21 protein-coding genes and 1 pseudogene are annotated in these 20922 nt (G+C 61.0%); 11 read left to right on the plus strand and 11 right to left on the minus strand.

The genetic code is table 11. The features are described 5' to 3' along the window. Positions 1–155 precede the first annotated feature (155 nt). The 4 genes from PspR76_RS29945 to dadA all read right to left on the minus strand — a co-directional run bounded on the left by PspR76_RS29945 (position 156) and on the right by dadA (position 3601). Positions 156–704 (minus strand): cupin domain-containing protein, encoded by a 549-nt coding sequence (locus tag PspR76_RS29945; RefSeq protein WP_003206841.1) that lies wholly within the window; start codon positions 702–704, stop codon positions 156–158. A 116-nt stretch (positions 705–820) separates the two neighbouring features. Further along, the gene (gene alr, locus PspR76_RS29950) at positions 821–1894 is read right to left on the minus strand and encodes an alanine racemase (RefSeq protein ID WP_159960980.1); all 1074 of its coding nucleotides are present in this window, start codon (positions 1892–1894) and stop codon (positions 821–823) included. Between the two features lie 80 nt (positions 1895–1974). Further along, complete coding sequence (locus PspR76_RS29955) at positions 1975–2328, minus strand: RidA family protein (RefSeq protein WP_034116404.1); 354 nt, start codon at positions 2326–2328, stop codon at positions 1975–1977. Continuing rightward, entirely contained in the window at positions 2300–3601 is a 1302-nt protein-coding gene (gene dadA / locus PspR76_RS29960) for a D-amino acid dehydrogenase (protein ID WP_159960982.1), read from the minus strand. Before dadA ends, PspR76_RS29955 begins: the two co-directional genes overlap by 29 nt. A gap of 156 nt (positions 3602–3757) precedes the next feature. Between dadA and PspR76_RS29965 the strand changes: the two genes are divergently transcribed. Further along, positions 3758–4246, plus strand: coding sequence for an Lrp/AsnC ligand binding domain-containing protein (locus tag PspR76_RS29965; RefSeq protein WP_159960984.1), 489 nt, complete (start codon positions 3758–3760; stop codon positions 4244–4246). A 141-nt stretch (positions 4247–4387) separates the two neighbouring features. Here the strand turns inward: PspR76_RS29965 and PspR76_RS29970 are convergent, their stop codons facing one another. After that, a complete protein-coding gene (locus PspR76_RS29970; protein ID WP_159960986.1) occupies positions 4388–4741 on the minus strand; it encodes a YkgJ family cysteine cluster protein in 354 nt (117 codons plus the stop codon). Positions 4742–4856: 115 nt separating this feature from the next. Between PspR76_RS29970 and PspR76_RS29975 the strand changes: the two genes are divergently transcribed. Further along, positions 4857–6149, plus strand: coding sequence for an NAD(P)/FAD-dependent oxidoreductase (locus tag PspR76_RS29975; protein WP_159960988.1), 1293 nt, complete (start codon positions 4857–4859; stop codon positions 6147–6149). On the opposite strand, the gene PspR76_RS29980 is transcribed toward PspR76_RS29975, so the two are convergent. Beyond that, positions 6150–6374, minus strand: coding sequence for a DUF1127 domain-containing protein (locus PspR76_RS29980; protein WP_159960990.1), 225 nt, complete (start codon positions 6372–6374; stop codon positions 6150–6152). It abuts the gene before it with no gap. Between the two features lie 164 nt (positions 6375–6538). On the opposite strand from PspR76_RS29980, the gene PspR76_RS29985 reads away from it, so the two are divergent. Next, positions 6539–7963: an aminotransferase-like domain-containing protein gene (locus PspR76_RS29985; protein ID WP_159960992.1), complete on the plus strand. Its 1425-nt coding sequence runs from the start codon at positions 6539–6541 to the stop codon at positions 7961–7963. A gap of 62 nt (positions 7964–8025) precedes the next feature. After that, a complete protein-coding gene (locus tag PspR76_RS29990; protein WP_159960994.1) occupies positions 8026–9594 on the plus strand; it encodes a phospholipase D family protein in 1569 nt (522 codons plus the stop codon). A 123-nt stretch (positions 9595–9717) separates the two neighbouring features. Here PspR76_RS29990 and PspR76_RS29995 read toward each other — a convergent pair whose 3' ends face one another. Next, complete coding sequence (locus tag PspR76_RS29995) at positions 9718–10860, minus strand: MFS transporter (protein WP_159960996.1); 1143 nt, start codon at positions 10858–10860, stop codon at positions 9718–9720. Between the two features lie 187 nt (positions 10861–11047). Continuing rightward, entirely contained in the window at positions 11048–12541 is a 1494-nt protein-coding gene (locus PspR76_RS30000; RefSeq protein WP_159960998.1) for an aldehyde dehydrogenase, read from the minus strand. Between the two features lie 230 nt (positions 12542–12771). On the opposite strand from PspR76_RS30000, the gene PspR76_RS30005 reads away from it, so the two are divergent. Next, positions 12772–13134, plus strand: a complete 363-nt coding sequence (locus PspR76_RS30005) for a cupin domain-containing protein (protein ID WP_015886527.1) — start codon at positions 12772–12774, stop codon at positions 13132–13134. Positions 13135–13295: 161 nt separating this feature from the next. On the opposite strand, the gene rpmG is transcribed toward PspR76_RS30005, so the two are convergent. Further along, positions 13296–13451, minus strand: coding sequence for a 50S ribosomal protein L33 (gene rpmG, locus PspR76_RS30010; protein WP_003176906.1), 156 nt, complete (start codon positions 13449–13451; stop codon positions 13296–13298). An 11-nt stretch (positions 13452–13462) separates the two neighbouring features. Beyond that, on the minus strand, positions 13463–13696 hold the full coding sequence (rpmB, locus tag PspR76_RS30015; RefSeq protein WP_003176907.1) for a 50S ribosomal protein L28: 234 nt from the start codon (positions 13694–13696) through the stop codon (positions 13463–13465). Positions 13697–14153: 457 nt separating this feature from the next. Here rpmB and PspR76_RS30020 point away from each other — a divergent pair, with 457 nt between their 5' ends. Then, a complete protein-coding gene (locus PspR76_RS30020; RefSeq protein WP_159961000.1) occupies positions 14154–15746 on the plus strand; it encodes an ABC transporter substrate-binding protein in 1593 nt (530 codons plus the stop codon). 28 nt (positions 15747–15774) lie between these two features. On the opposite strand, the gene radC is transcribed toward PspR76_RS30020, so the two are convergent. Beyond that, the gene (gene radC / locus PspR76_RS30025; protein WP_159961002.1) at positions 15775–16449 is read right to left on the minus strand and encodes a RadC family protein; all 675 of its coding nucleotides are present in this window, start codon (positions 16447–16449) and stop codon (positions 15775–15777) included. Between the two features lie 143 nt (positions 16450–16592). Between radC and coaBC the strand changes: the two genes are divergently transcribed. From coaBC to argB, 5 genes and pseudogenes are all read left to right on the plus strand, one after another. Then, a complete protein-coding gene (coaBC, locus tag PspR76_RS30030) occupies positions 16593–17801 on the plus strand; it encodes a bifunctional phosphopantothenoylcysteine decarboxylase/phosphopantothenate--cysteine ligase CoaBC (RefSeq protein ID WP_159961004.1) in 1209 nt (402 codons plus the stop codon). Positions 17802–17806: 5 nt separating this feature from the next. Beyond that, entirely contained in the window at positions 17807–18262 is a 456-nt protein-coding gene (dut, locus tag PspR76_RS30035) for a dUTP diphosphatase (protein ID WP_110620471.1), read from the plus strand. Positions 18263–18329: 67 nt separating this feature from the next. Further along, on the plus strand, positions 18330–18530 hold the full coding sequence (locus PspR76_RS30040) for a hypothetical protein (protein ID WP_159961006.1): 201 nt from the start codon (positions 18330–18332) through the stop codon (positions 18528–18530). Beyond that, a pseudogene (locus PspR76_RS30045) lies at positions 18527–19924 on the plus strand (phosphomannomutase/phosphoglucomutase); the annotation flags it as partial. The gene PspR76_RS30040 and the pseudogene PspR76_RS30045, both read left to right, overlap by 4 nt. 19 nt (positions 19925–19943) lie before the next feature. Then, positions 19944–20849 (plus strand): acetylglutamate kinase, encoded by a 906-nt coding sequence (gene argB / locus PspR76_RS30050; RefSeq protein ID WP_015886532.1) that lies wholly within the window; start codon positions 19944–19946, stop codon positions 20847–20849. The last annotated feature ends 73 nt before the right edge of the window (positions 20850–20922 follow it).

The raw sequence follows: 20922 nt of genomic DNA on the forward strand, positions 1-20922 counted from the left end.
GGTGGCTATTCACGCCTGCGGCCACGGTTTCGCAGGCGGCGAAAGTATAACGGTTAGCCCGACCGGCCGAAACAACCCTATTAACTAAAGGGAGATTCGGTCGTGCGGAATACAGCTGCGGGAGTGTCTGCAACGCTGGCAGCACGCCTCTTCTGTCAAAAGTTCGCGGGTGTGGCTGCGCTGATTAGTCGCGCCGGCACGTCGAACGGGTTGCGAAAACGATGCGGCTTGGTGCTTTCAAAGTAGTAGCTATCGCCGGCTTCGAGCACAAAAGTTTCAACACCGACCACCAATTCCAGTCGGCCTTCCACCAGAATCCCGGTTTCCTCGCCTTCGTGGGTGAGCATTTCTTCGCCGGTATCAGCCCCCGGCGGGTAAATCTCGTTGAGAAACGCAATCGCCCGGCTCGGGTGCGCGCGGCCCACCAGTTTCATGGTGACGGCGCCGTCCGAGATGTCGATCAGCTCATTGGCTTTATAGACGATCTGCGTCGGTTTTTCCTGGAGGATCTCCTCGGAAAAGAACTCGACCATGGACATGGGGATGCCGCCCAGCACCTTGCGCAAGGAGCTGATCGAGGGGCTGACACTGTTTTTTTCGATCATCGAAATGGTGCTGTTGGTGACACCCGCGCGCTTGGCGAGCTCACGCTGGGAAAGACCCTTCAGTTTACGGATGGATTGCAGTCGTTCGCCGACGTCCAATGCAGGAGCCTCCTAGGATTCAGGCTTTGTTGTAATTGAGCGTTATCATGGCGACAGCGTTCAGTATTTACAACACTTGGGCCTAAATCCCGGCCGGCTCCACTCGTAGGCGGCGGTCAAGCCCCGGAATAGAGCCTTGGCACGCGACGCAGGTTGCAGAAGATCTGGTAGGGAATGGTCTCGGCGGCTGCCGCGACGTCACTGGCGAGGATATTTTTGCCCCACAACTCCACCGTGGAACCAAGCCCGGCCTGGGGCACGTCGGTGAGGTCGACACACAGCATGTCCATGGACACGCGGCCCAGCAGTTGGCTGCGCTGCCCCGCCACCAGCACCGGCGTGCCGGTCGGCGCATGACGCGGGTAACCGTCGGCGTAACCCATGGCAACCACGCCGATACGCATCGGCTTTGGCGTGATGAACTTGGCGCCGTAACCCACCGGCTCACCGGCCGGCAGTTCGCGCACGCAGATGACCTTGGACTCCAGGGTCATCACCGGCTGCAAACGCGCGGCAATGGCCTGGTCTTCGCCAAACGGCGTGGCGCCGTAGAGCATGATGCCCGGGCGCACCCAGTCGCTGGACACGCTCGGCCAGCGCATCACCGAAGGCGAATTGCGCAGGCTGACTTCAGCCGACAAACCTTGGCGCGCCGCCTCAAACACCGCGACTTGTTCATTGCTGCGTACACAGTCGAGTTCGTCGGCGCGGGCGAAGTGGCTCATCAATACGATTTTCGCCACGTTGCCGCTGGCCAGCAGACGCTGATACGCCTCGTGATAATCCTTGGGATGCAGGCCGACACGGTGCATGCCGGAATCCAGCTTGAGCCAGATCGTCAGCGGCGTGGTCAACCGCGCTTGCTCAATGGCTTCCAACTGCCACAGCGAATGCACCACGCACCAGAAATCATGCTCGATGATCAGCGGCAGCTCGTCGGCTTCGAAGAACCCCTCCAGCAACAGCACCGGCGCGCGAATCCCGGCGGTACGCAGCTCCAGCGCTTCTTCGATGCACGCCACGGCAAACCCATCCGCCTCAGCTTCCAGCGCCTGTGCGACACGCACGGCACCATGGCCGTAGGCATCGGCCTTGACCACGGCGAGGGCCTTGGCCCCCGTGACTTCACGGGCCAGTTGATAGTTATGGCGCAGGGCTTGGAGGTCGATCAGGGCACGGGCAGGACGCATGGCGGCAGGCTTCTAGGCGGCAGAGTGAAGAAAAAACCGGCACCGACAGACAGCATCGGCACCGGGAGAGGGATCTTGGTTTAAGGCAGCGCGGCCACAACGGACAGCTCTACCAGAATTTCCGGTTCGCACAGCTTGGCTTCGACCGTGGCACGGGCCGGGGCGACGCCTTTAGGCAGCCACTTGTCCCATACCGCGTTCATGCCGGCGAAATCGGCGTCGATGTCTTTCAAGTAGATCGTCACCGACAGCAACTTGGTTTTGTCGGTGCCGGCCAAGTCCAGCAAACGCTCGATATTGGCCAGGGTTTCACGGGTCTGCTGTTCGATTCCGGCACTCATGTCGTCGCCGACTTGCCCGGCCAGATAGACGGTGCCGCTGTGAACAACGATCTGGCTCATGCGCTCATTGGTGAGCTGGCGCTGGATTGACATGTCGTGCGGACTCCTGGTGGTTACCGTAACGGGAAATATCGAGGCCTGCGGCGCTGATCTGCGGCGTTTTCTTCGCCATCAGGTCGGCCAGCAAGCGGCCGGAACCACAGGCCATGGTCCAGCCGAGTGTGCCGTGGCCGGTATTCAGGAACAGGTTCTTGAATGGGGTGGCACCGACAATCGGCGTGCCGTCGGGTGTGGTCGGGCGTAAACCGGTCCAGAAACTGGCTTCGGTCAAATCGCCGCCCTGAGGATAAAGGTCGTTGACGATCATCTCCAGGGTTTCGCGTCGGCGCGGGTTCAGCGACAGGTCAAAACCGGCTATCTCAGCCATGCCGCCAACGCGGATGCGGTTGTCGAAACGGGTGATCGCGACCTTGTAGGTCTCGTCCAGAATGGTCGAGGTGGGCGCCATCGCGGGGTTTGTGATCGGCACGGTCAACGAGTAACCCTTGAGCGGGTACACCGGCGCCTTGATCCCCAGCGGCTTGAGCAGCTTCGGCGAATAGCTGCCGAGGGCCAGCACGTAGCGGTCGGCGGTTTCCAGCTTGCCGTCGATCCACACGCCGTTGATGCGGTCGCCCGCGTAATCGAGGCGCTGGATGTCTTGTTCGAAGCGGAACTCCACGCCCAGCTGTTTGCACATCTCGACCAGGCGCGTGGTGAACATCTGGCAATCGCCGGTCTGGTCATTCGGCAGACGCAGTGCACCGGCGAGGATATCGGTGACGCTGGCCAGGGCCGGCTCCACGCGGGCAATGCCGTCGCGGTCGAGCAATTCGAAGGGCACGCCGGACTCTTTCAGCACGGCGATATCCTTGGCAGCGCCATCCAACTGAGCCTGAGTGCGGAACAGTTGGGTAGTACCGAGGCTACGGCCTTCGTAGGCAATGCCGGTTTCAGCGCGCAGTTCGTCGAGGCAGTCGCGGCTGTACTCGGACAGGCGCACCATGCGCTCTTTGTTCACCGCATAGCGGCTGGCCGTGCAGTTGCGCAGCATCTGCGCCATCCACAGGTATTGATCGATATCGGCGGTGGCCTTGATTGCCAGCGGTGCGTGGCGTTGCAGCAGCCACTTGATCGCCTTGAGCGGCACGCCCGGCGCGGCCCAGGGCGAGGCATAACCCGGGGACACCTGGCCGGCGTTGGCGAAACTGGTTTCCATGGCAGCAGCAGGCTGGCGGTCAACCACCACGACTTCAAAGCCGGCCCGCGCCAAATAGTAGGCACTGGTCACCCCAATGACGCCGCTACCCAAGACCAGAACGCGCATTTTTATATCCTCATCGCGGGCTTGGCCGCTGACGTGTGTTATTCGAGCAATGATGAGCGCAGTGTAAAAAACTATTGCCAGTGCATTTCACTATATAAGCACCTATATTTGGCGACAATTCTCGGCAAAAACCCTTTTCACAGAGGCGTATCCCCTATGCGTAGCAACACCCAGACCAAGCGGGAGCTGGACAAGATCGACCGCAACATCCTGCGTATCCTGCAAACCGACGGGCGAATTTCGTTCACGGAGCTGGGGGAAAAAGTCGGGCTGTCGACCACGCCGTGCACCGAGCGCGTCCGCCGCCTGGAGCGTGAAGGCATCATCATGGGCTACAACGCGCGGCTCAACCCGCAGCATTTGAAGGGGAGTTTGCTGGTATTTGTCGAGATCAGCCTCGATTACAAGTCCGGCGACACCTTCGAAGAATTCCGCCGCGCGGTGTTGAAACTGCCGCACGTGCTGGAATGCCACTTGGTCTCAGGCGATTTCGACTACCTGGTGAAAGCACGGATTTCGGAGATGGCGTCGTACCGCAAATTGCTTGGCGATATCCTGCTCAAACTGCCCCATGTGCGCGAATCCAAGAGCTATATCGTGATGGAAGAGGTGAAGGAGAGCCTGAACCTGCCAATCCCGGATTGACCGATACATTACGGTCAATGTGGGAGCTGGCTTGTGTGGGAGCGGGCTTGCTCGCGAAAGCGGAGTGTCAGTCACCAGACTCATCGACTGATTCACCGCCTTCGCGAGCAAGCCCGCACACACTTTGACCGAGTACAGTCGCTAGACAAGCACCTGCCGGGTGCTGGCCATGTATTCATGGATCTGTTTCTCCACCCGAGGATGAATCAACTCCATCGGCCCCCGCCCATTGGGGCACGGCAGGGTCTTGGTGGTGCCGAACAACCGGCAAATCAGCGGCCGCTCGTCATACACCGTGCAGCCATTCGGCCCGAGGTGCACACAGTTCAGTTCGTCCATTGCCGCGTCCTGCTCGGCAGCGGTCTTACGCGGCAGGCGTGACATTTCCTCGGGTGAGGTGGTCACCGGCCCACAGCAGTCGTGGCAACCTGGCACGCACTCGAACGAGGGAATTTGCCTGCGCAGCGCGCTGATTTTCTGACTGTTGCAACTCATCGAAACCCATACCGAACAGCGAATAAGCGTGGATTCTGACGCAAAACGCCCTGCGCAGACAGCGTCGTCCGACCGCTGTATCCTGCGTCAAATTTTCCAAACAGGGATGCTCCCCATGACTGCCAGTGCCCGGCACACCGCTTCCTACTATGCCGCCAGCAGCGTCCCACAGCCCGAATACCCGGCTCTGACGGGCGAAGTCAGCGCCGATGTGTGCGTGATTGGCGGCGGCTATTCCGGGCTGAACACGGCGCTGGAACTGGCGGAGCGCGGTTTCAGCGTGGTGCTGCTGGAGGCGCGCAAGATGGGTTGGGGCGCCAGTGGGCGTAACGGCGGCCAGCTGATTCGCGGTGTCGGCCATGGCCTGGACCAGTTCGCCAACGTGATCGGCGCCGACGGTGTACGCCAGATGAAGCTGATGGGCCTGGAAGCCGTGGAGATCGTGCGCGAACGCGTCGAGCGCTATCAGATCCCCTGCGACCTGACCTGGGGTTATTGCGACCTGGCGAACAAGCCCCGGCACCTGCAAGGCCTGGCTGAAGACGCCGAAGAACTGCGTAGCCTCGGCTATCGCCATGAAGTACGCCTGCTGCAAGCCAACGAGATGAGCAGCGTAATCGGCTCCGACCGTTATGTGGGCGGCATGATCGACATGGGTTCCGGGCACTTGCACCCGTTGAACCTGGCCCTCGGCGAGGCCGCCGCCGCACAGCAGTTGGGCGTGAAGCTGTTCGAGCACTCCGAAGTGACGCGCATCGACTACGGCCCCGAGGTCAACGTGCACACCGCCCTCGGCAACGTGCGCGCCAAAACCCTGGTGCTGGCCTGCAATGCCTACCTCAAGGGTTTGAATCCGCAGTTAAGCGGCAAAGTATTGCCCGCCGGTAGCTACATCATCGCCACCGAACCGTTGAGCCAAGCCCAGGCCACCAACCTGCTGCCGCAGAATATGGCCGTGTGTGATCAGCGGGTGACGGTGGATTACTTCCGGCTGTCCGCTGACCGACGACTGTTGTTCGGCGGTGCCTGCCATTATTCAGGACGTGACCCGCAGGATATTGGCGCCTACATGCGTCCGAAAATGCTCAAGGTGTTCCCGCAACTGGCCGAGGTGAAAATCGACTACCAGTGGGGCGGCATGATCGGCATCGGCGCCAACCGCTTGCCACAGATTGGCCGCCTGGCCGATCAACCCAATGTGTATTACGCCCAGGCCTACGCCGGCCACGGCCTCAATGCCACGCACCTGGCCGGCAAGCTGCTGGCCGAAGCCATCAGCGGCCAGCAGCAGGGCCGTTTCGACCTGTTCGCCCAAGTGCCGCACATCACCTTCCCCGGCGGCAAGCACCTGCGCTCGCCGCTGTTGGCGCTGGGGATGCTCTGGCATCGGTTCAAAGAGCTGGTGTGATCAGTCGCGCCAGAACGGTTTGAGGCCTTCCTGGCGCGCTTGTTCGGCGGTCAGCCCAACGTCGCGCAGTTGCTCGTGGGTCAAATGCAGCAAAGCCTTGCGCGTGTGGCGGCGATGCCAGAACAGACTCCAGCGGTTGATATCCCGCGGCGCCGTCGCCCGCTCCTGCCCTGCCTGCAATTCCTGACTGTGTAACATCAGACGCACATCGCTTATGCCGCTCATTTTGCTGCCCCTCATTCACCTGTTGCCATGAGTGACTAGAGTGAGCGCGGGCGCAAAAGCATTACAGATTCAACCTACTTTTATTAAATCCATACAGATGCTGCCCATAGACGCCTGAATCCTGTATTTTCGCCTTATCTGTACTGGTCTCGGGAGCGACCGCCATGACCCTTTACGTCAACCTCGCCGAATTGCTGGGCACGCGCATCGAACAGGGCTTTTATCGCCCCGGCGATCGCCTGCCCTCGGTGCGCGCCTTGAGCGTGGAACACGGGGTCAGCCTGAGCACCGTGCAACAAGCCTATCGTTTGCTGGAAGACAACGGCCTGGCGATGCCCAAGCCCAAGTCCGGTTACTTTGTGCCGGTCGGGCGCGAGCTGCCGGCGCTGCCCGAAGTAGGCCGCCCGGCCCAGCGGCCAGTGGAAATTTCGCAATGGGACCAGGTGCTGGAACTGATACGTGCAGTGCCGCGCAAAGACGTCATACAGATGGGCCGAGGCATGCCGGATGTATTGTCGCCGACCCTGAAACCCTTGCTGCGCAGCCTTGCACGGGTGAGTCGTCGTCAGGACTTGCCGGGGCTGTATTACGACAACATCCTCGGCTGTATGGAGTTGCGCGAACAAATTGCACGACTGTCATTGGATTCCGGCTGCCAGCTGACGGCCGAAGACATCGTGATCACCACGGGTTGCCACGAGGCGCTGTCCGCCAGCATCCACGCGATTTGCGAGCCGGGCGATATCGTCGCCGTGGACTCGCCAAGCTTTCACGGCGCCATGCAGACCCTCAAGGGCCTGGGCATGAAGGCCCTGGAAATCCCGACCGACCCGCTCACCGGCATCAGCCTCGAAGCGCTCGAGCTGGCGCTGGAGCAGTGGCCGATCAAGGTCATCCAGCTGACGCCCAACTGCAATAACCCCTTGGGCTACATCATGCCGGAGGCGCGCAAACGTGCGTTGCTGACGCTGGCGCAGCGCTTTGACGTGGCGATCATCGAAGACGATGTGTATGGCGAATTGGCCTACAGCTACCCACGCCCGCGCACGATCAAATCCTTCGACGAAGACGGCCGCGTGTTGCTGTGCAGCTCGTTCTCGAAAACCCTCGCGCCCGGTTTACGCATTGGTTGGGTAGCGCCCGGTCGCTACCTGGAGCGGGTGCTGCACATGAAATACATCAGCACCGGCTCGACCGCGACCCAACCACAGATTGCCATCGCCGAATTCCTCAAGAACGGCCACTTCGAACCGCATTTGCGGCGGATGCGCACTCAATACCAGCGTAATCGCGACTTGATGCTCGACTGGGTCAGCCGCTACTTCCCGGCCGGCACACGTGCCAGCCGACCTCAAGGCAGCTTTATGCTGTGGGTCGAGTTGCCGGAAGGCTTCGACACCCTCAAGCTCAATCGCGTACTGGTGGAGCAAGGCGTTCAGGTGGCGGTGGGCAGCATTTTTTCGGCCTCCGGCAAGTACCGCAATTGCCTGCGCATGAACTACGCTGCCAAGCCAACCCCACAGATTGAGGAAGCGGTACGCAAGGTCGGGGCCGCAGCCATCAAGATGCTCGCCGAGGCGGCAGACTGACCTTTCGCCGGTTTTAGCCGTCATATGCCCACAATCGCCCTGACCTGGAAGCAGCGCCCTTGATGATTCGACGGCTTTTACCGTTTTTCCTGTTGGCCGCCCTGGCGCTGGGCGGCTGCGCTACGGTCGACAGCCCGCGCATTCCCAGTGACGCGTTGCCCGCCGCGCAATCGTCGTTCGGCCGTTCGATCCAGGCCCAGGCGGCGCCCCATCAAGGTCGCTCGGGCTTTCGCCTGCTGCCCAACAGCAGCGAAGCCTTCATGGCCCGCGCCGAGCTGATCCGCAACGCCCAGAGCAGCCTCGACCTGCAGTACTACATCGTGCACGACGGCATCAGCACGCGCATGCTTGTGGACGAACTGCTCAAGGCCGCCGACCGTGGCGTGCGCATCCGCATCCTGCTGGACGACACCACCAGCGACGGTCTCGACCAAGTCATCGCCACCCTCGCCGCCCACCCGCAAATCGAAATTCGCCTGTTCAATCCGCTGCACTTGGGCCGCAGCACCGGCGTGACGCGGGCCATGGGCCGCTTGTTCAACCTGTCGCTGCAACATCGGCGCATGCACAACAAGCTGTGGCTGGCGGATAACAGCGTGGCCATCGTCGGCGGGCGTAACCTGGGCGATGAGTATTTCGATGCCGAGCCCAACCTGAATTTCACCGACATCGACATGCTCAGCGTGGGGCCGGTGGCTGAACAGCTCGGCCACAGTTTTGATCAGTACTGGAACAGCGCGCTGAGCAAGCCGATTGATGACTTCGTCTCCACCGCCCCGTCCAAACGAGACCTGGCCGCCGCACGTGTACGCCTGCAAGACTCGCTGGCCGAATCACGCCAACAGAACCACGCCCTGTATAACCGCTTGCGCACCTACCAAACCCAGCCGCGCATGGACATCTGGCGGCGCGAGCTGATTTGGGCCTGGAACCAGGCGCTGTGGGATGCGCCGAGCAAGGTGCTGGCCAAGGCCGACCCGGACCCGCGATTGCTGCTCACCACCCAACTGGCGCCGGAGCTGGAAGGCGTCAACCATGAGCTGATCATGATTTCAGCGTACTTCGTGCCGGGGCAGCCTGGGCTGGTGTACCTGACCGGCCGCGCCGATGCGGGGGTGTCGGTGAGTTTGCTGACCAACTCCCTCGAAGCCACGGATGTACCGGCGGTGCACGGCGGCTATGCGCCGTATCGCAAGGCATTGCTCGAACATGGCGTAAAACTCTATGAACTGCGCCGCCAGCCCGGCGACCCGAGTGCAGGCAGCGGCCCGCACCTGTTTCGCCGGGGCGCGTTCCACGGCTCGGACTCCAGCCTGCACAGCAAGGCGATGATCTTTGATCGGGAGAAGTCGTTTATTGGCTCGTTCAATTTCGACCCGCGCTCGGTGCTGTGGAACACCGAGGTCGGCGTGCTGGTGGACAGCCCCGAGCTGGCGGAACACGTGCGCAACCTGGCGCTGCAAGGCATGGCGCCAGCGTTGAGCTATGAGGCGAAATTGCAGGACGGCCAGGTGGTGTGGGTTACCGAGGATAACGGCCAATTGCACACGCTGACCCATGAGCCCGGCAGTTGGTGGCGCCGGTTTAATGCCTGGTTTGCTACTTCAGTCGGCCTGGAACGGATGCTCTAAACACAGTGAAAAACCCTGTGGGAGTCGGGCTTGCCCGCGATAGCGGAGTGTCAGGCACCAATAGGCTAGCTGACTCACCGCTATCGCAGGCAAGCCAGCTCCCACAGTTAATTGCATTTCACGTCAAGCAGGCTGGGCGGCACCGAATGCGCCCTGGCGCAGCAGCAACACCACCAATCCCAACGCTCCCGCCGCCATCAGCCACGGCAATGCATGCCCGCTGATCCACTGGCTGCCCGCGCCCGCCACCAGCGGCCCAATCAGGCAGCCGATGCCCCACAGCTGCGCCACGTGGGCATTCGCGCGTACCAGCGCATCGTCGCGGTAACGCTCGCCGATCAAAATCAGCGACAAGGTGAACAACCCACCGGCGCTGGCGCCGAAGATCACCCACACCGGCCAGATCAGTGGCGTGTGCAATAACAGCGGAATCGCCAGGCTCGACACCAGCAGCAACACCGCACAGCTCAAGAACAGCGTGCGACGCGGCAGGTAATCAGCCAAAGCGCCGATGGGCAATTGCAGCAATGCGTCGCCGACCACCACGGTGCTGACCATGGCCAAGGCAACCTCGGCCGTAAACCCTTGTTGCAGGCAATACACCGGCAGCAGCGTCAGGATCATCGCTTCGAACGCAGCGAATAACGCCACCGCCCAGGCAATCGCCGGCAGGCTCAGGCAAAAGCGCCATAGATCACTGAATGTCACACTGAAGGATTCAGCGGTCGGCGCGCCGGAACGACCAAGCAACAGCAGCGGCGCAACCATCAGCAAGCCAACGCCGACCCAGAAACCGTAATCATGGTCGGTGCCGAGCACGCCCAGCAGCAACGGCCCCGACAGTTGGCTCAAGGCATAACTGCAGCCATACAGCGCCACCAGGCGGCCACGCCACTGCTCCACCACCAACTGGTTGATCCAGCTTTCGCCGAGGATAAACACGATGGTCAGGATCACCCCAATCATCAGCCGCAGCACCAGCCAGACCGGGTAACTGGGCAAGATTGCCAGCAAACCGATGGAGACGGCACCCGCCCACAAACACAGGCGCATCAGGTTGGCGGTGCCCAGCCATGAGGCCATCCGGCTGGAAACCTTGGCGCCCAGCAGCACGCCGAAAGCCGGCATTGCCGCCATGACGCCGATAGCGAAACTGCCATAGCCCCAGCCTTCCAGGCGCAGGGACACCAGCGGCATGCTGACGCCCAGGGCCAGGCCAACGCTGAGTACCGAGGCCAGGACGGCGAAATAAGTCGCCCAACGCATTTCCACGCTCCTGTGGATAATTTTGAGAACACACAAAACAGTGTGGGAGCGGGCTTGTGTGGGAGCCGGGCTTTCCCGCGATGCAAGCACCTCGGTGTGTCAGTCACACCGAGGTGATGCTATCGCAGGCAAGCCAGCTCCCACAAAAGCCCGCTCCCACATTTGGCCTGCGGTGTTTCCTACAGGGTTACAGCTTGATCCAGGTCGATTTCAGTTCAGTGTATTTGTCGAACGCGTGCAGCGACTTGTCGCGGCCGTTACCCGACTGTTTGAAACCACCAAACGGTGCCGTCATGTCGCCGCCGTCGTATTGGTTGACCCACACACTACCGGCGCGCAAAGCCTTGGCCGTCAGGTGTGCCTTGGAGATATCGGCGGTCCATACGGCTGCGGCCAGGCCATAAACGGTGTCGTTGGCGATGGCGATGGCTTCTTCAGCGCTGTCGAAGGTGATCACCGACAGCACAGGGCCAAAGATCTCTTCCTGGGCGATCTTCATGGCGTTGGTCACGCCGTCGAAAATCGTCGGTTCAACATAAGTACCGCCCGTTTCTTCCAGGGTGCGCTTGCCGCCCGCCACCAGTTTGGCGCCGTCGGCGTGGCCGGCTTCGATGTACGACAGCACGGTGTTCATCTGCTGGGTGTCTACCAGTGCGCCGACGTTGGTTGACGGGTCCAGCGGGTTGCCTGGCTTCCAGCCTTTGAGGGCCTCGATCACCAGCGGCAGGAATTTATCCTTGATGGAACGCTCGACGAGCAGGCGCGAACCGGCGGTGCAAACTTCGCCCTGGTTGAAAGCGATGGCGCCCGCAGCGGATTCGGCGGCAGCTTGCAGGTCCGGGGCATCGGCAAACACGATGTTCGGGCTCTTGCCGCCGGCTTCCAGCCATACACGCTTCATGTTCGACTCGCCGGAGCGGATCAACAGCTGCTTGGCGATCTTGGTGGAACCGGTGAACACCAGCGTGTCGACGTCCATGTGCAGCGCCAGCGCGTTGCCCACGGTGTGGCCGTAGCCCGGCAACACGTTGAACACGCCTTTTGGAATACCGGCTTCAACCGCCAGGGCGGCGATGCGGATGGCGGTCAGCGGGGATTTTTCGGACGGTTTGAGGATCACCGAGTTACCGGTGGACAGCGCCGGCCCCAGCTTCCAGCAGGCCATCATCAACGGGAAGTTCCACGGCACGATCGCGCCGACAACGCCGACCGGCTCGCGGGTCACCAGGCCCAACTGATCGTGTGGCGTGGCTGCGACTTCGTCGTAAATTTTGTCGATCGCTTCACCGCTCCAGCTCAGCGCATTGGCTGCGCCAGGCACGTCAATGCCCAGGGAATCGCTGATCGGCTTGCCCATGTCCAGGGTTTCAAGCAGCGCCAGCTCTTCGGCATTGGCCTTGAGCAGCGCGGCGAAACGGATCATGGCGGACTTGCGTTTGGCCGGCGCCAGGCGCGACCAGACACCGGAATTGAACGTGGCGCGGGCATTTTCGACGGCGCGCTGGGCGTCGGCGGCGTCACAGCTGGCAACCGTTGCCAGTAAGCGGCCATCGACCGGGCTGATGCATTCGAACGTGTCGCCGGAAACAGCAGCGGTGTATTCACCATTGATGTAGGCGCGGCCTTCGATCTTCAGATCCTTGGCGCGTTGTTCCCAGTCGGCACGGGTCAGGGTGGTCATGCGAGTGTCCTCCTCTTGTTGAATACAAGGGCCAGGTGATGTCCCCCGGCAGCCTCAAAGAATTCTTGCCCGGCCAGCCTGCTGTTCGGCTCAAGGCAGCTGCCACCCTAAACCAGCGGCTGGGGGTGTTTCAATATATTTGACACAAGCCCGGTAAACGCCCTTGCGATGTTCATTTTAATAAACATAGACTTTGGGCTCTCCAACCGCAGGCCAGACGGGACACGCACATGAGCATCCAGGACATCGTCGACTTCAGCCAAGCCAGCACCGCCCCAGACCGCTACCGCCCGGCTGCCGAAAAAATCCTCAAGGGCGACCCCGAGCAAACCATTTACAACCACTACAACAGCCCATGCGGCCAGATGAGCGCCGGGGTCTGGGAAGGTGAAGTCGGGCAGTGGAAGGTCAATTACACCGAGCATGAGTACTGCGAGATTGTGCAAGGTGTGTCGGTATTGCGCGATGCCGACGGCAACGCCAAGACCTTGCGTGCCGGCGACCGCTTCGTCATCCCGGCCGGGTTCAGCGGCACCTGGGAAGTGCTTGAGCCCTGCCGCAAGATCTACGTGGTGTTCGAACAGAAAGCCTGAATCTACTGATCGCTCCCATGCTCTGCGTGGGATGCGTCAGCTCTTGAAAGCGTGACGCGGAGCGTCACAGGGGGCGTTACCACGCAGAGCGTGGGAACGAACAGGCAAAAAAAAGCCCGACTCGTGAGAGACGGGCTTTTTTTCACAAGGAAGAAAATCAATTACTTGATTTTGCCTTCTTTGTAGATCACGTGCTTGCGAACGCGCGGGTCGAACATTTTCTTTTCGAGCTTGTCCGGGGTAGTACGCTTGTTCTTGTCGGTAGTGTAGAAGTGACCAGTACCGGCGCTAGAGATCATTCGAATCAATTCACGCATGATAAAGCTCCTTAGATCTTGCCAGCGGCACGGATTTCGGCCAGCACGACAGTGATGCCACGCTTGTCGATGATACGCATGCCTTTAGCAGATACACGCAGGCGAACAAAACGTTTCTCTTCTTCAACCCAGAAGCGGTGATGCTGCAGGTTCGGCAGGAAACGACGACGGGTTTTGTTATTTGCGTGGGAAATGTTATTCCCAGTCACCGGACCCTTACCGGTAACTTGACAGACTCTCGACATGCCTCAGCCCTCTAAAACCACATGCCCAACCCGGCATGGGTTGGCCGCTTAATCTCTCAGTCATTTGGCGCCAGGCGCCGCGTTTCTTTAGGGTCTTACCGGCTACACCTACAGTGAAGGAACCGGGCCCCTAGAAAAGAGCGCTGCTTTATACCAGAAAGACCCCAGTGCAACAACAGCCCGTGTATTTTTACCGGCATAAATCTCGGCGACAGACGCCTGAACCGTTGCCAGGAGGGGCCGCTGTCACGGCCGACCGCTCGTCGCACAGAATGATTTACAGCGCCCGCCCGCACGATGAAGTGCACGGCGAAACGCGCTGAGGCGCCATCAAAACAGCATTTGCGCCAAAAGCACAGGCAAAAATGGACTGGTCATTTATCAGTCGGCCCACTACGGTAGGCTTTTTCCAGACTGCACTCGCAGATGGGCCTTCGATCTGCAAAGGAAACCGAATATGCGCCTCGCTGCCCTACCGCTATTGCTAGCCCCTCTATTTATCGCGCCCGCGGCCCTGGCTGCCACCAGCTTGAGCGTTTGCACCGAAGCCAGCCCCGAAGGGTTCGACGTGGTGCAATACAACTCGCTGACCACCACCAATGCCTCTGCAGACGTATTGATGAACCGCCTGGTGGACTACGACGCCAACAGCGGCAAGCTGGTGCCGAGCCTCGCGGACAGCTGGGACGTTTCGCCGGACGGCCTGACCTACACCTTCAAGCTGCACCCGGGGGTGAAATTCCACCGCACCGAATACTTCACTCCAAGTCGCACCCTGACGGCCGAAGACGTGCGTTTCAGCTTCGAACGCATGCTCGACCCAGCTAACCCATGGCACAAGATCGCCCAGAGCGGCTTCCCGCATGCGCAGTCGCTGCAATTGCCGACACTGGTGAAGAAGATCGATGCGCTCGACCCGCTGACCGTACGCTTCACCCTCGACCACGCCGACTCGACCTTCCTCGCCGCCTTGAGCATGGGCTTTGCCTCGATCTACCCGGCTGAGTACGCTGACAAACTGTTGAAAGCCGGCACACCGGAGGAACTCAACAGCCAACCGATTGGCACCGGGCCGTTCGTTTTTGTGCGCTTCCAGAAAGATGCCGTGGTTCGCTACAAAGCCAACCCGGATTACTTCGCCGGCAAACCGGCTGTGGATAACTTGCTCTTCGCCATCACCCCGGACGCCAACGTGCGCCTGCAGAAACTGCATCGCGACGAATGCCAGATTGCCCTGTCACCCAAGCCGCTGGACGTAGGCGAGGCCGAAAAAGACCCGGCCCTGAAAGTGGAAAAAACCGCCGCGTTCATGACCGCATTCGTGGCTATCAACAGCCAGCACCCGCCGCTGGACAAGCCGGAAGTGCGCCAAGCGATCAACTTGGCCTTCGACAAAAACAGCTACCTCAAGGCCGTGTTTGAGGGCACCGCCGAGGCAGCGAATGGCATTTATCCGCCCAATACCTGGAGCTATGCCAAGGACTTGCCAGGTTATCCACAGGACATCGCCAAAGCCAAAGCGCTGCTCGACCGCGCCGGGCTCAAGGACGGTTTCAAGACCACTATTTGGACGCGCCCTACCGGCAGCCTGCTGAACCCCAACCCTAACCTCGGCGCACAGCTGTTGCAGGCCGACCTGGCCAAGATCGGCATCCAGGCTGAGATCCGCGTGATCGAGTGGGGCGAGCTGATTCGCCGCGCCAAGGCCGGTGAACACGACCTGCTGTTCATGGGCTGGGCCGGCGACAATGGCGACCCGGACAACTTCCTGACCCCGCAATTCTCCTGCGCGGCGGTGAAATCCGGCACCAACTTCGCCCGCTACTGCGACCCCGCGCTGGACAAACTGATCAGCGCCGGCAAGACTACCAGTGAGCAAGGCGTGCGCAGCAAGCTGTATCAACAGGCCCAGGCGCAGATCCAGCAGCAGGCACTGTGGCTGCCACTGGCGCACCCAACCGCCTTTGCCTTGGCTCGCAAGAATGTCGAGGGCTATCAAGTGAGCCCGTTCGGGCGGCAGGACTTTTCCAAAGTCAGCGTCAAGCCCTGACAAACGGCCCCGCCCCACTGGGGCGGGGCTACATCCACCCGTATTCCGCCATCGACAGCGGGTCGCCATCGCCCACGATGATGTGATCCAACACCCGCACATCCACCACTTCCAGCGCCTTTTGCAGCAACTTGGTCAATTTTCGATCAGCCGCACTCGGCTCGACGCTCCCGGAAGGATGGTTGTGACACAAAATCAAGGCCGCCGCGTTGTACGCCAGGGCGCGCTTGACCACTTGCCGGGGGTAAACGATGGCGGCGTCGATGGTGCCGTGGAACAACGCCTCAAAGCCCAGAACGCGATGCTTTGAGTCGAGAAACAGGCAACCGAAGATCTCGTGGGGCTCATGCCGCAACAACGCCTTGAGGTAATCGCGCACGGCCAACGGGCTCTCCAGCACCGAGTCAGCGCGCAGGCGCTCGGCCAAATGGCGCCGGGACATTTCCAGCACCGCCTGCAACTGGGCAAACTTCGCCGGGCCCAACCCCAAATGCTGGCTGAACACCGTCTGGCTGGCCTCCAGCAACGGGCGAAGGCCACCGAATTGCGCCAACAAATACCGCGCCAGGTCGACCGCGCTGCGGCCAGACACACCGGTGCGCAGGAAGATCGCCAACAGCTCGGCATCCGACAGGCTCGCCGCGCCCCATTCCAACAGCTTTTCCCGTGGACGCTCCGCCACAGGCCAATCGCGAATACTCATCCCACCTCCGTGTGTATGCGGTCCGCTGTTGCCAGACGGACGCTGTGTTATCGTAAGCCCTCTTTTTTGCGTGCGATTTCTCCTGGGGAGGGGGCATCGCAGGCGTCACTGAACTGGCATCACTGAACTGGAAAGGCAAACCAATGCAGCGTCTGTATCGGAAACGCATCGTTCTCGGCGTCGGCGGCGGCATTGCCGCCTACAAGAGCGCAGAGCTGGTTCGCAGGCTCCTGGACCAAGGCGCCGAAGTGCGCGTGGTCATGACCCGCGGTGGCAGTGAGTTCATCACCCCACTGACCATGCAAGCCTTGTCCGGCCACCCGGTTCACCTCGACCTGCTGGACCCGGCAGCCGAGGCCGCCATGGGCCATATCGAGCTGGCCAAGTGGGCTGACCTGGTGCTGATCGCCCCGGCAACTGCCGACCTGATCGCCCGCCTGGCCCAAGGCATCGCCGATGACCTGCTGACCACTTTGGTACTGGCCACCGACGCCACCGTCGCCATTGCCCCGGCCATGAACCAGGCCATGTGGCGCGACCCGGCCACCCAAGCCAACACCCAGCTCCTGCAAAGCCGTGGCCTCAAGGTGTTCGGCCCGGCGTCCGGCAGCCAGGCCTGCGGCGACGTCGGCATGGGCCGCATGCTCGAAGCCACCGACCTGGCACTGTGCGCCGCCGAGTGCTTCCAGCACCTGGCCCTGACCGGCAAGCACGTGCTGATCACCGCCGGCCCGACCCAGGAAAACATCGACCCGGTGCGCTACATCACCAACCATAGCTCAGGGAAAATGGGCTTTGCCTTGGCGGAAGCGGCGGTTGAGGCAGGCGCGCGCGTCACCTTGATCACCGGCCCGGTGCATTTGCCGACCCCTGATCGGGTCACGCGCATCGACGTAGTCAGCGCCCGGGACATGTTGGCGGCCTGTGAGGCCGCGATTCCCTGCGACCTCTTTATCGCCTCGGCTGCGGTTGCGGACTACCGCCCTGAAGTCGTCGCCCCGCAAAAACTCAAGAAAGACCCTACAAGTGGCGATGGCCTGCTCCTGCAAATGGTGCGCAACCCGGACATTCTGGCATCCATCGCCACGCGCGCAGACCGCCCGTTCAGCGTCGGTTTTGCCGCCGAGACCGAACACCTGCTGGACTACGCCGCACGCAAATTGAAAGACAAAAACCTCGACCTGATCGTTGCCAATGATGTCGCCAACCCGAGCATTGGCTTCAACAGTGAGGAAAATGCCATCAGCGTGATCGACCGCGAGTTGCACGCCACCGTTTTCGCCCAGACCAGCAAAGGCAAGATTGCCCGCCAACTGATCTCATTTATCGCCCAACGGCTGAACCAGGTTTAATTTACATGCACGCTTTGCAAGCCAAGATCCTCGACCCACGCATCGGCAACGAATTCCCACTGCCGGCCTACGCCACCCCAGGCTCCGCCGGGCTGGACCTGCGCGCCATGCTCAAAGAGGACACTGTCCTTGAGCCGGGCCAGACCCTTCTGATTCCGACCGGCCTGTCGATCTATGTCGGCGACCCGGGCCTGGCCGCATTGATCCTGCCACGCTCGGGCCTCGGCCATAAGCACGGCATCGTGCTGGGCAACCTGGTCGGTCTGATCGACTCCGATTACCAGGGCGAGCTGATGGTGTCGTGCTGGAACCGTGGCCAAACCGCCTTCAACATTGCCGTCGGCGAGCGCATCGCCCAGCTGGTACTGGTGCCGGTGGTGCAGGCGCACTTCGAACTGGTACAGGAATTCGACGAGACCCAACGCGGTGCTGGCGGTTTCGGGCATTCCGGCAGCCACTGACTAAGCTGAACCAGGCCGGGCACGCTTGCCCGGCCCCATGCCACCGCAGATCTTTTCAGGACGGAGAATGCGCGGATTTATTCAGCGAGATTTCACCATTGAAATCAATGCATTACGCGACCACAAACATGGAGTACCGACTCCGGTGGCACTTTTGCACCACGAACTCTCTGCCGAAAAAGCCGTCATACCCTTCAGTTTGCGCCCGCCGGTCAGCCACATTCAGGCCAGCTTTGCCCCTTTCAGATGGAGTTTCCCCACGCGATGAGTACCGCAGCCCGAGTAGCCCCGACATTCCCCGACAGCATTTTTCGCGCCTACGACATTCGTGGCGTGGTGCCCAAAACCCTGACTGCCGAAACTGCCTACTGGATCGGCCGCGCCATCGGCTCCCAGAGCCTGGCCCAGGGCGAACCCAACGTCTCGGTCGGCCGTGATGGCCGCTTGTCCGGCCCCGAGCTGGTCGAGCAACTGATCCAGGGCCTGGCCGACAGCGGCTGCCACGTCAGTGATGTCGGCCTGGTGCCGACGCCTGCGCTGTACTACGCCGCCAACGTACTGGCCGGCAAGTCCGGGGTGATGCTCACCGGCAGCCACAACCCTTCGGACTACAACGGTTTCAAGATCGTTATCGCCGGCGACACCCTGGCCAACGAACAGATCCAGGCCCTGCACGACCGCCTGAAGACCAACGACTTGACCAGCGGCACCGGCAGCGTCACCAAGGTCGACATTCTTCAGCGCTACTCCGACCAGATCACCGGCGACGTCAAACTTGCCCGCCGCCTCAAAGTGGTTGTGGACTGTGGCAACGGCGCGGCCGGCGTGATCGCCCCGCAACTGCTCGAAGCGCTGAACTGCGAAGTGATCCCGCTGTTCTGCGACGTCGATGGCAACTTCCCCAACCACCATCCGGACCCGGGCAAGCCTGAAAACCTGGTAGACCTGATCGCCAAGGTCAAGGAAACCGGCGCCGACGTGGGCCTGGCCTTCGACGGTGACGGCGATCGCGTTGGCGTGGTGACAGACACCGGCGAAAACGTATTCGCCGACCGCCTGCTGATGCTGTTTGCCCGTGACGTGGTGGCGCGTAACGCCAACGCCGAAATCATCTTCGACGTGAAATGCACCCGCCGCCTCACGCCGCTGATCAAGGAATACGGCGGTCGCCCACTAATGTGGAAGACCGGTCACTCGTTGATCAAAAAGAAAATGAAAGAAACCGGCGCGCTGTTGGCCGGTGAAATGAGCGGCCATGTGTTCTTCAAAGAGCGCTGGTTCGGGTTTGACGACGGCATTTACAGTGCCGCTCGTCTGCTGGAGATCCTCAGCAAGGAAAAATCGACGGCGCAGGAGCTGTTTCAGACCTTCCCGAATGATATTTCTACGCCAGAGATCAATATCCATGTGACCGAGGAGAGCAAATTCAGCATCATTGACGCACTGCACGATGCGCAATGGGGCGAAGGCGCCAACCTGACCACCATTGATGGTGTGCGAGTCGATTACGCCAAAGGCTGGGGCCTGGTTCGCGCGTCCAATACCACACCGGTGCTGGTCCTGCGTTTCGAGGCGGATACCGAGGCTGAGTTGCAGCGCATCAAGGACGTGTTCCACGCCCAGTTGAAACGTGTTGCCCCTGATCTCCAATTACCGTTCTGATTTTTTACCGGAGCCCTGAATGACCCTCGAACGCGAAGCCGCTGCCAATACTGCCAAGGTCCTGTCCGAAGCGTTGCCTTACATTCGACGCTACGTCGGCAAGACGCTGGTGATCAAGTACGGCGGCAATGCCATGGAAAGCGACGAGCTGAAAACCGGCTTTGCCCGCGACATCGTGTTGATGAAAGCCGTCGGGATCAACCCGGTGGTGGTGCACGGTGGCGGCCCGCAAATCGGCGACCTGCTCAAGCGTTTGTCGATCGAGAGTCACTTCATCGATGGCATGCGCGTCACTGACGCGCAGACCATGGACGTGGTGGAGATGGTCCTCGGCGGCCAGGTCAACAAAGACATCGTCAACCTGATCAACCGTCATGGCGGCAGCGCCATCGGCCTGACCGGCAAGGACGCGGAGCTGATCCGCGCGAAAAAACTGACCGTTACCCGTCAGACGCCGGAGATGACCCAGCCGGAAATCATCGACATCGGCCAGGTAGGCGAAGTGATCGGCATCAACACCGACTTGCTGAACCTGCTGGTCAAGGGTGATTTCATCCCGGTGATCGCGCCAATTGGTGTGGGTGCCAATGGTGAGTCCTACAACATCAACGCTGACTTGGTAGCCGGCAAGGTGGCCGAGGCACTGAAAGCTGAAAAGCTGATGCTGCTGACCAACATCGCCGGCTTGATGGACAAGGAAGGCAAGGTGTTGACCGGCCTGACCACCCAGCAAGTGGACGAGCTGATCGCCGACGGCACCATCTACGGCGGCATGCTGCCCAAGATCCGTTGCGCACTGGAAGCGGTGCAAGGCGGCGTGGGTAGTTCGCTGATCCTGGATGGTCGCGTGCCGAATGCGATCCTGTTGGAAATCTTCACCGATACCGGTGTGGGCACGCTGATCAGTAACCGCAAGCGTCCCTAATCGCTGTCAATAAAAAGGCCCCGCTCAATCGCATTGAGCGGGGCCTTTTTATTTGAACTCGATCCAAATGTGG

This window comes from Pseudomonas sp. R76 (genome assembly GCF_009834565.1).
GTDB lineage: Bacteria > Pseudomonadota > Gammaproteobacteria > Pseudomonadales > Pseudomonadaceae > Aquipseudomonas.

What these genes read in the sequence shown, in the direction of transcription:
- alr (WP_159960980.1), bottom strand. Translation starts at nt 1,894, where the DNA reads ATGCGTCCTGCCCGTGCCCTGATCGACCTCCAAGCCCTGCGCCATAAC.
- PspR76_RS29955 (WP_034116404.1), bottom strand. Translation starts at nt 2,328, where the DNA reads ATGTCAATCCAGCGCCAGCTCACCAATGAGCGCATGAGCCAGATCGTT.
- dadA (WP_159960982.1), bottom strand. Translation starts at nt 3,601, where the DNA reads ATGCGCGTTCTGGTCTTGGGTAGCGGCGTCATTGGGGTGACCAGTGCC.
- PspR76_RS29965 (WP_159960984.1), top strand. Translation starts at nt 3,758, where the DNA reads ATGCGTAGCAACACCCAGACCAAGCGGGAGCTGGACAAGATCGACCGC.
- PspR76_RS29970 (WP_159960986.1), bottom strand. Translation starts at nt 4,741, where the DNA reads ATGAGTTGCAACAGTCAGAAAATCAGCGCGCTGCGCAGGCAAATTCCC.
- PspR76_RS29975 (WP_159960988.1), top strand. Translation starts at nt 4,857, where the DNA reads ATGACTGCCAGTGCCCGGCACACCGCTTCCTACTATGCCGCCAGCAGC.
- PspR76_RS29980 (WP_159960990.1), bottom strand. Translation starts at nt 6,374, where the DNA reads ATGAGCGGCATAAGCGATGTGCGTCTGATGTTACACAGTCAGGAATTG.
- PspR76_RS29985 (WP_159960992.1), top strand. Translation starts at nt 6,539, where the DNA reads ATGACCCTTTACGTCAACCTCGCCGAATTGCTGGGCACGCGCATCGAA.
- PspR76_RS29990 (WP_159960994.1), top strand. Translation starts at nt 8,026, where the DNA reads ATGATTCGACGGCTTTTACCGTTTTTCCTGTTGGCCGCCCTGGCGCTG.
- PspR76_RS29995 (WP_159960996.1), bottom strand. Translation starts at nt 10,860, where the DNA reads ATGCGTTGGGCGACTTATTTCGCCGTCCTGGCCTCGGTACTCAGCGTT.
- PspR76_RS30000 (WP_159960998.1), bottom strand. Translation starts at nt 12,541, where the DNA reads ATGACCACCCTGACCCGTGCCGACTGGGAACAACGCGCCAAGGATCTG.
- PspR76_RS30005 (WP_015886527.1), top strand. Translation starts at nt 12,772, where the DNA reads ATGAGCATCCAGGACATCGTCGACTTCAGCCAAGCCAGCACCGCCCCA.
- rpmG (WP_003176906.1), bottom strand. Translation starts at nt 13,451, where the DNA reads ATGCGTGAATTGATTCGAATGATCTCTAGCGCCGGTACTGGTCACTTC.
- rpmB (WP_003176907.1), bottom strand. Translation starts at nt 13,696, where the DNA reads ATGTCGAGAGTCTGTCAAGTTACCGGTAAGGGTCCGGTGACTGGGAAT.
- PspR76_RS30020 (WP_159961000.1), top strand. Translation starts at nt 14,154, where the DNA reads ATGCGCCTCGCTGCCCTACCGCTATTGCTAGCCCCTCTATTTATCGCG.
- radC (WP_159961002.1), bottom strand. Translation starts at nt 16,449, where the DNA reads ATGAGTATTCGCGATTGGCCTGTGGCGGAGCGTCCACGGGAAAAGCTG.
- coaBC (WP_159961004.1), top strand. Translation starts at nt 16,593, where the DNA reads ATGCAGCGTCTGTATCGGAAACGCATCGTTCTCGGCGTCGGCGGCGGC.
- dut (WP_110620471.1), top strand. Translation starts at nt 17,807, where the DNA reads ATGCACGCTTTGCAAGCCAAGATCCTCGACCCACGCATCGGCAACGAA.
- PspR76_RS30040 (WP_159961006.1), top strand. Translation starts at nt 18,330, where the DNA reads ATGCGCGGATTTATTCAGCGAGATTTCACCATTGAAATCAATGCATTA.
- argB (WP_015886532.1), top strand. Translation starts at nt 19,944, where the DNA reads ATGACCCTCGAACGCGAAGCCGCTGCCAATACTGCCAAGGTCCTGTCC.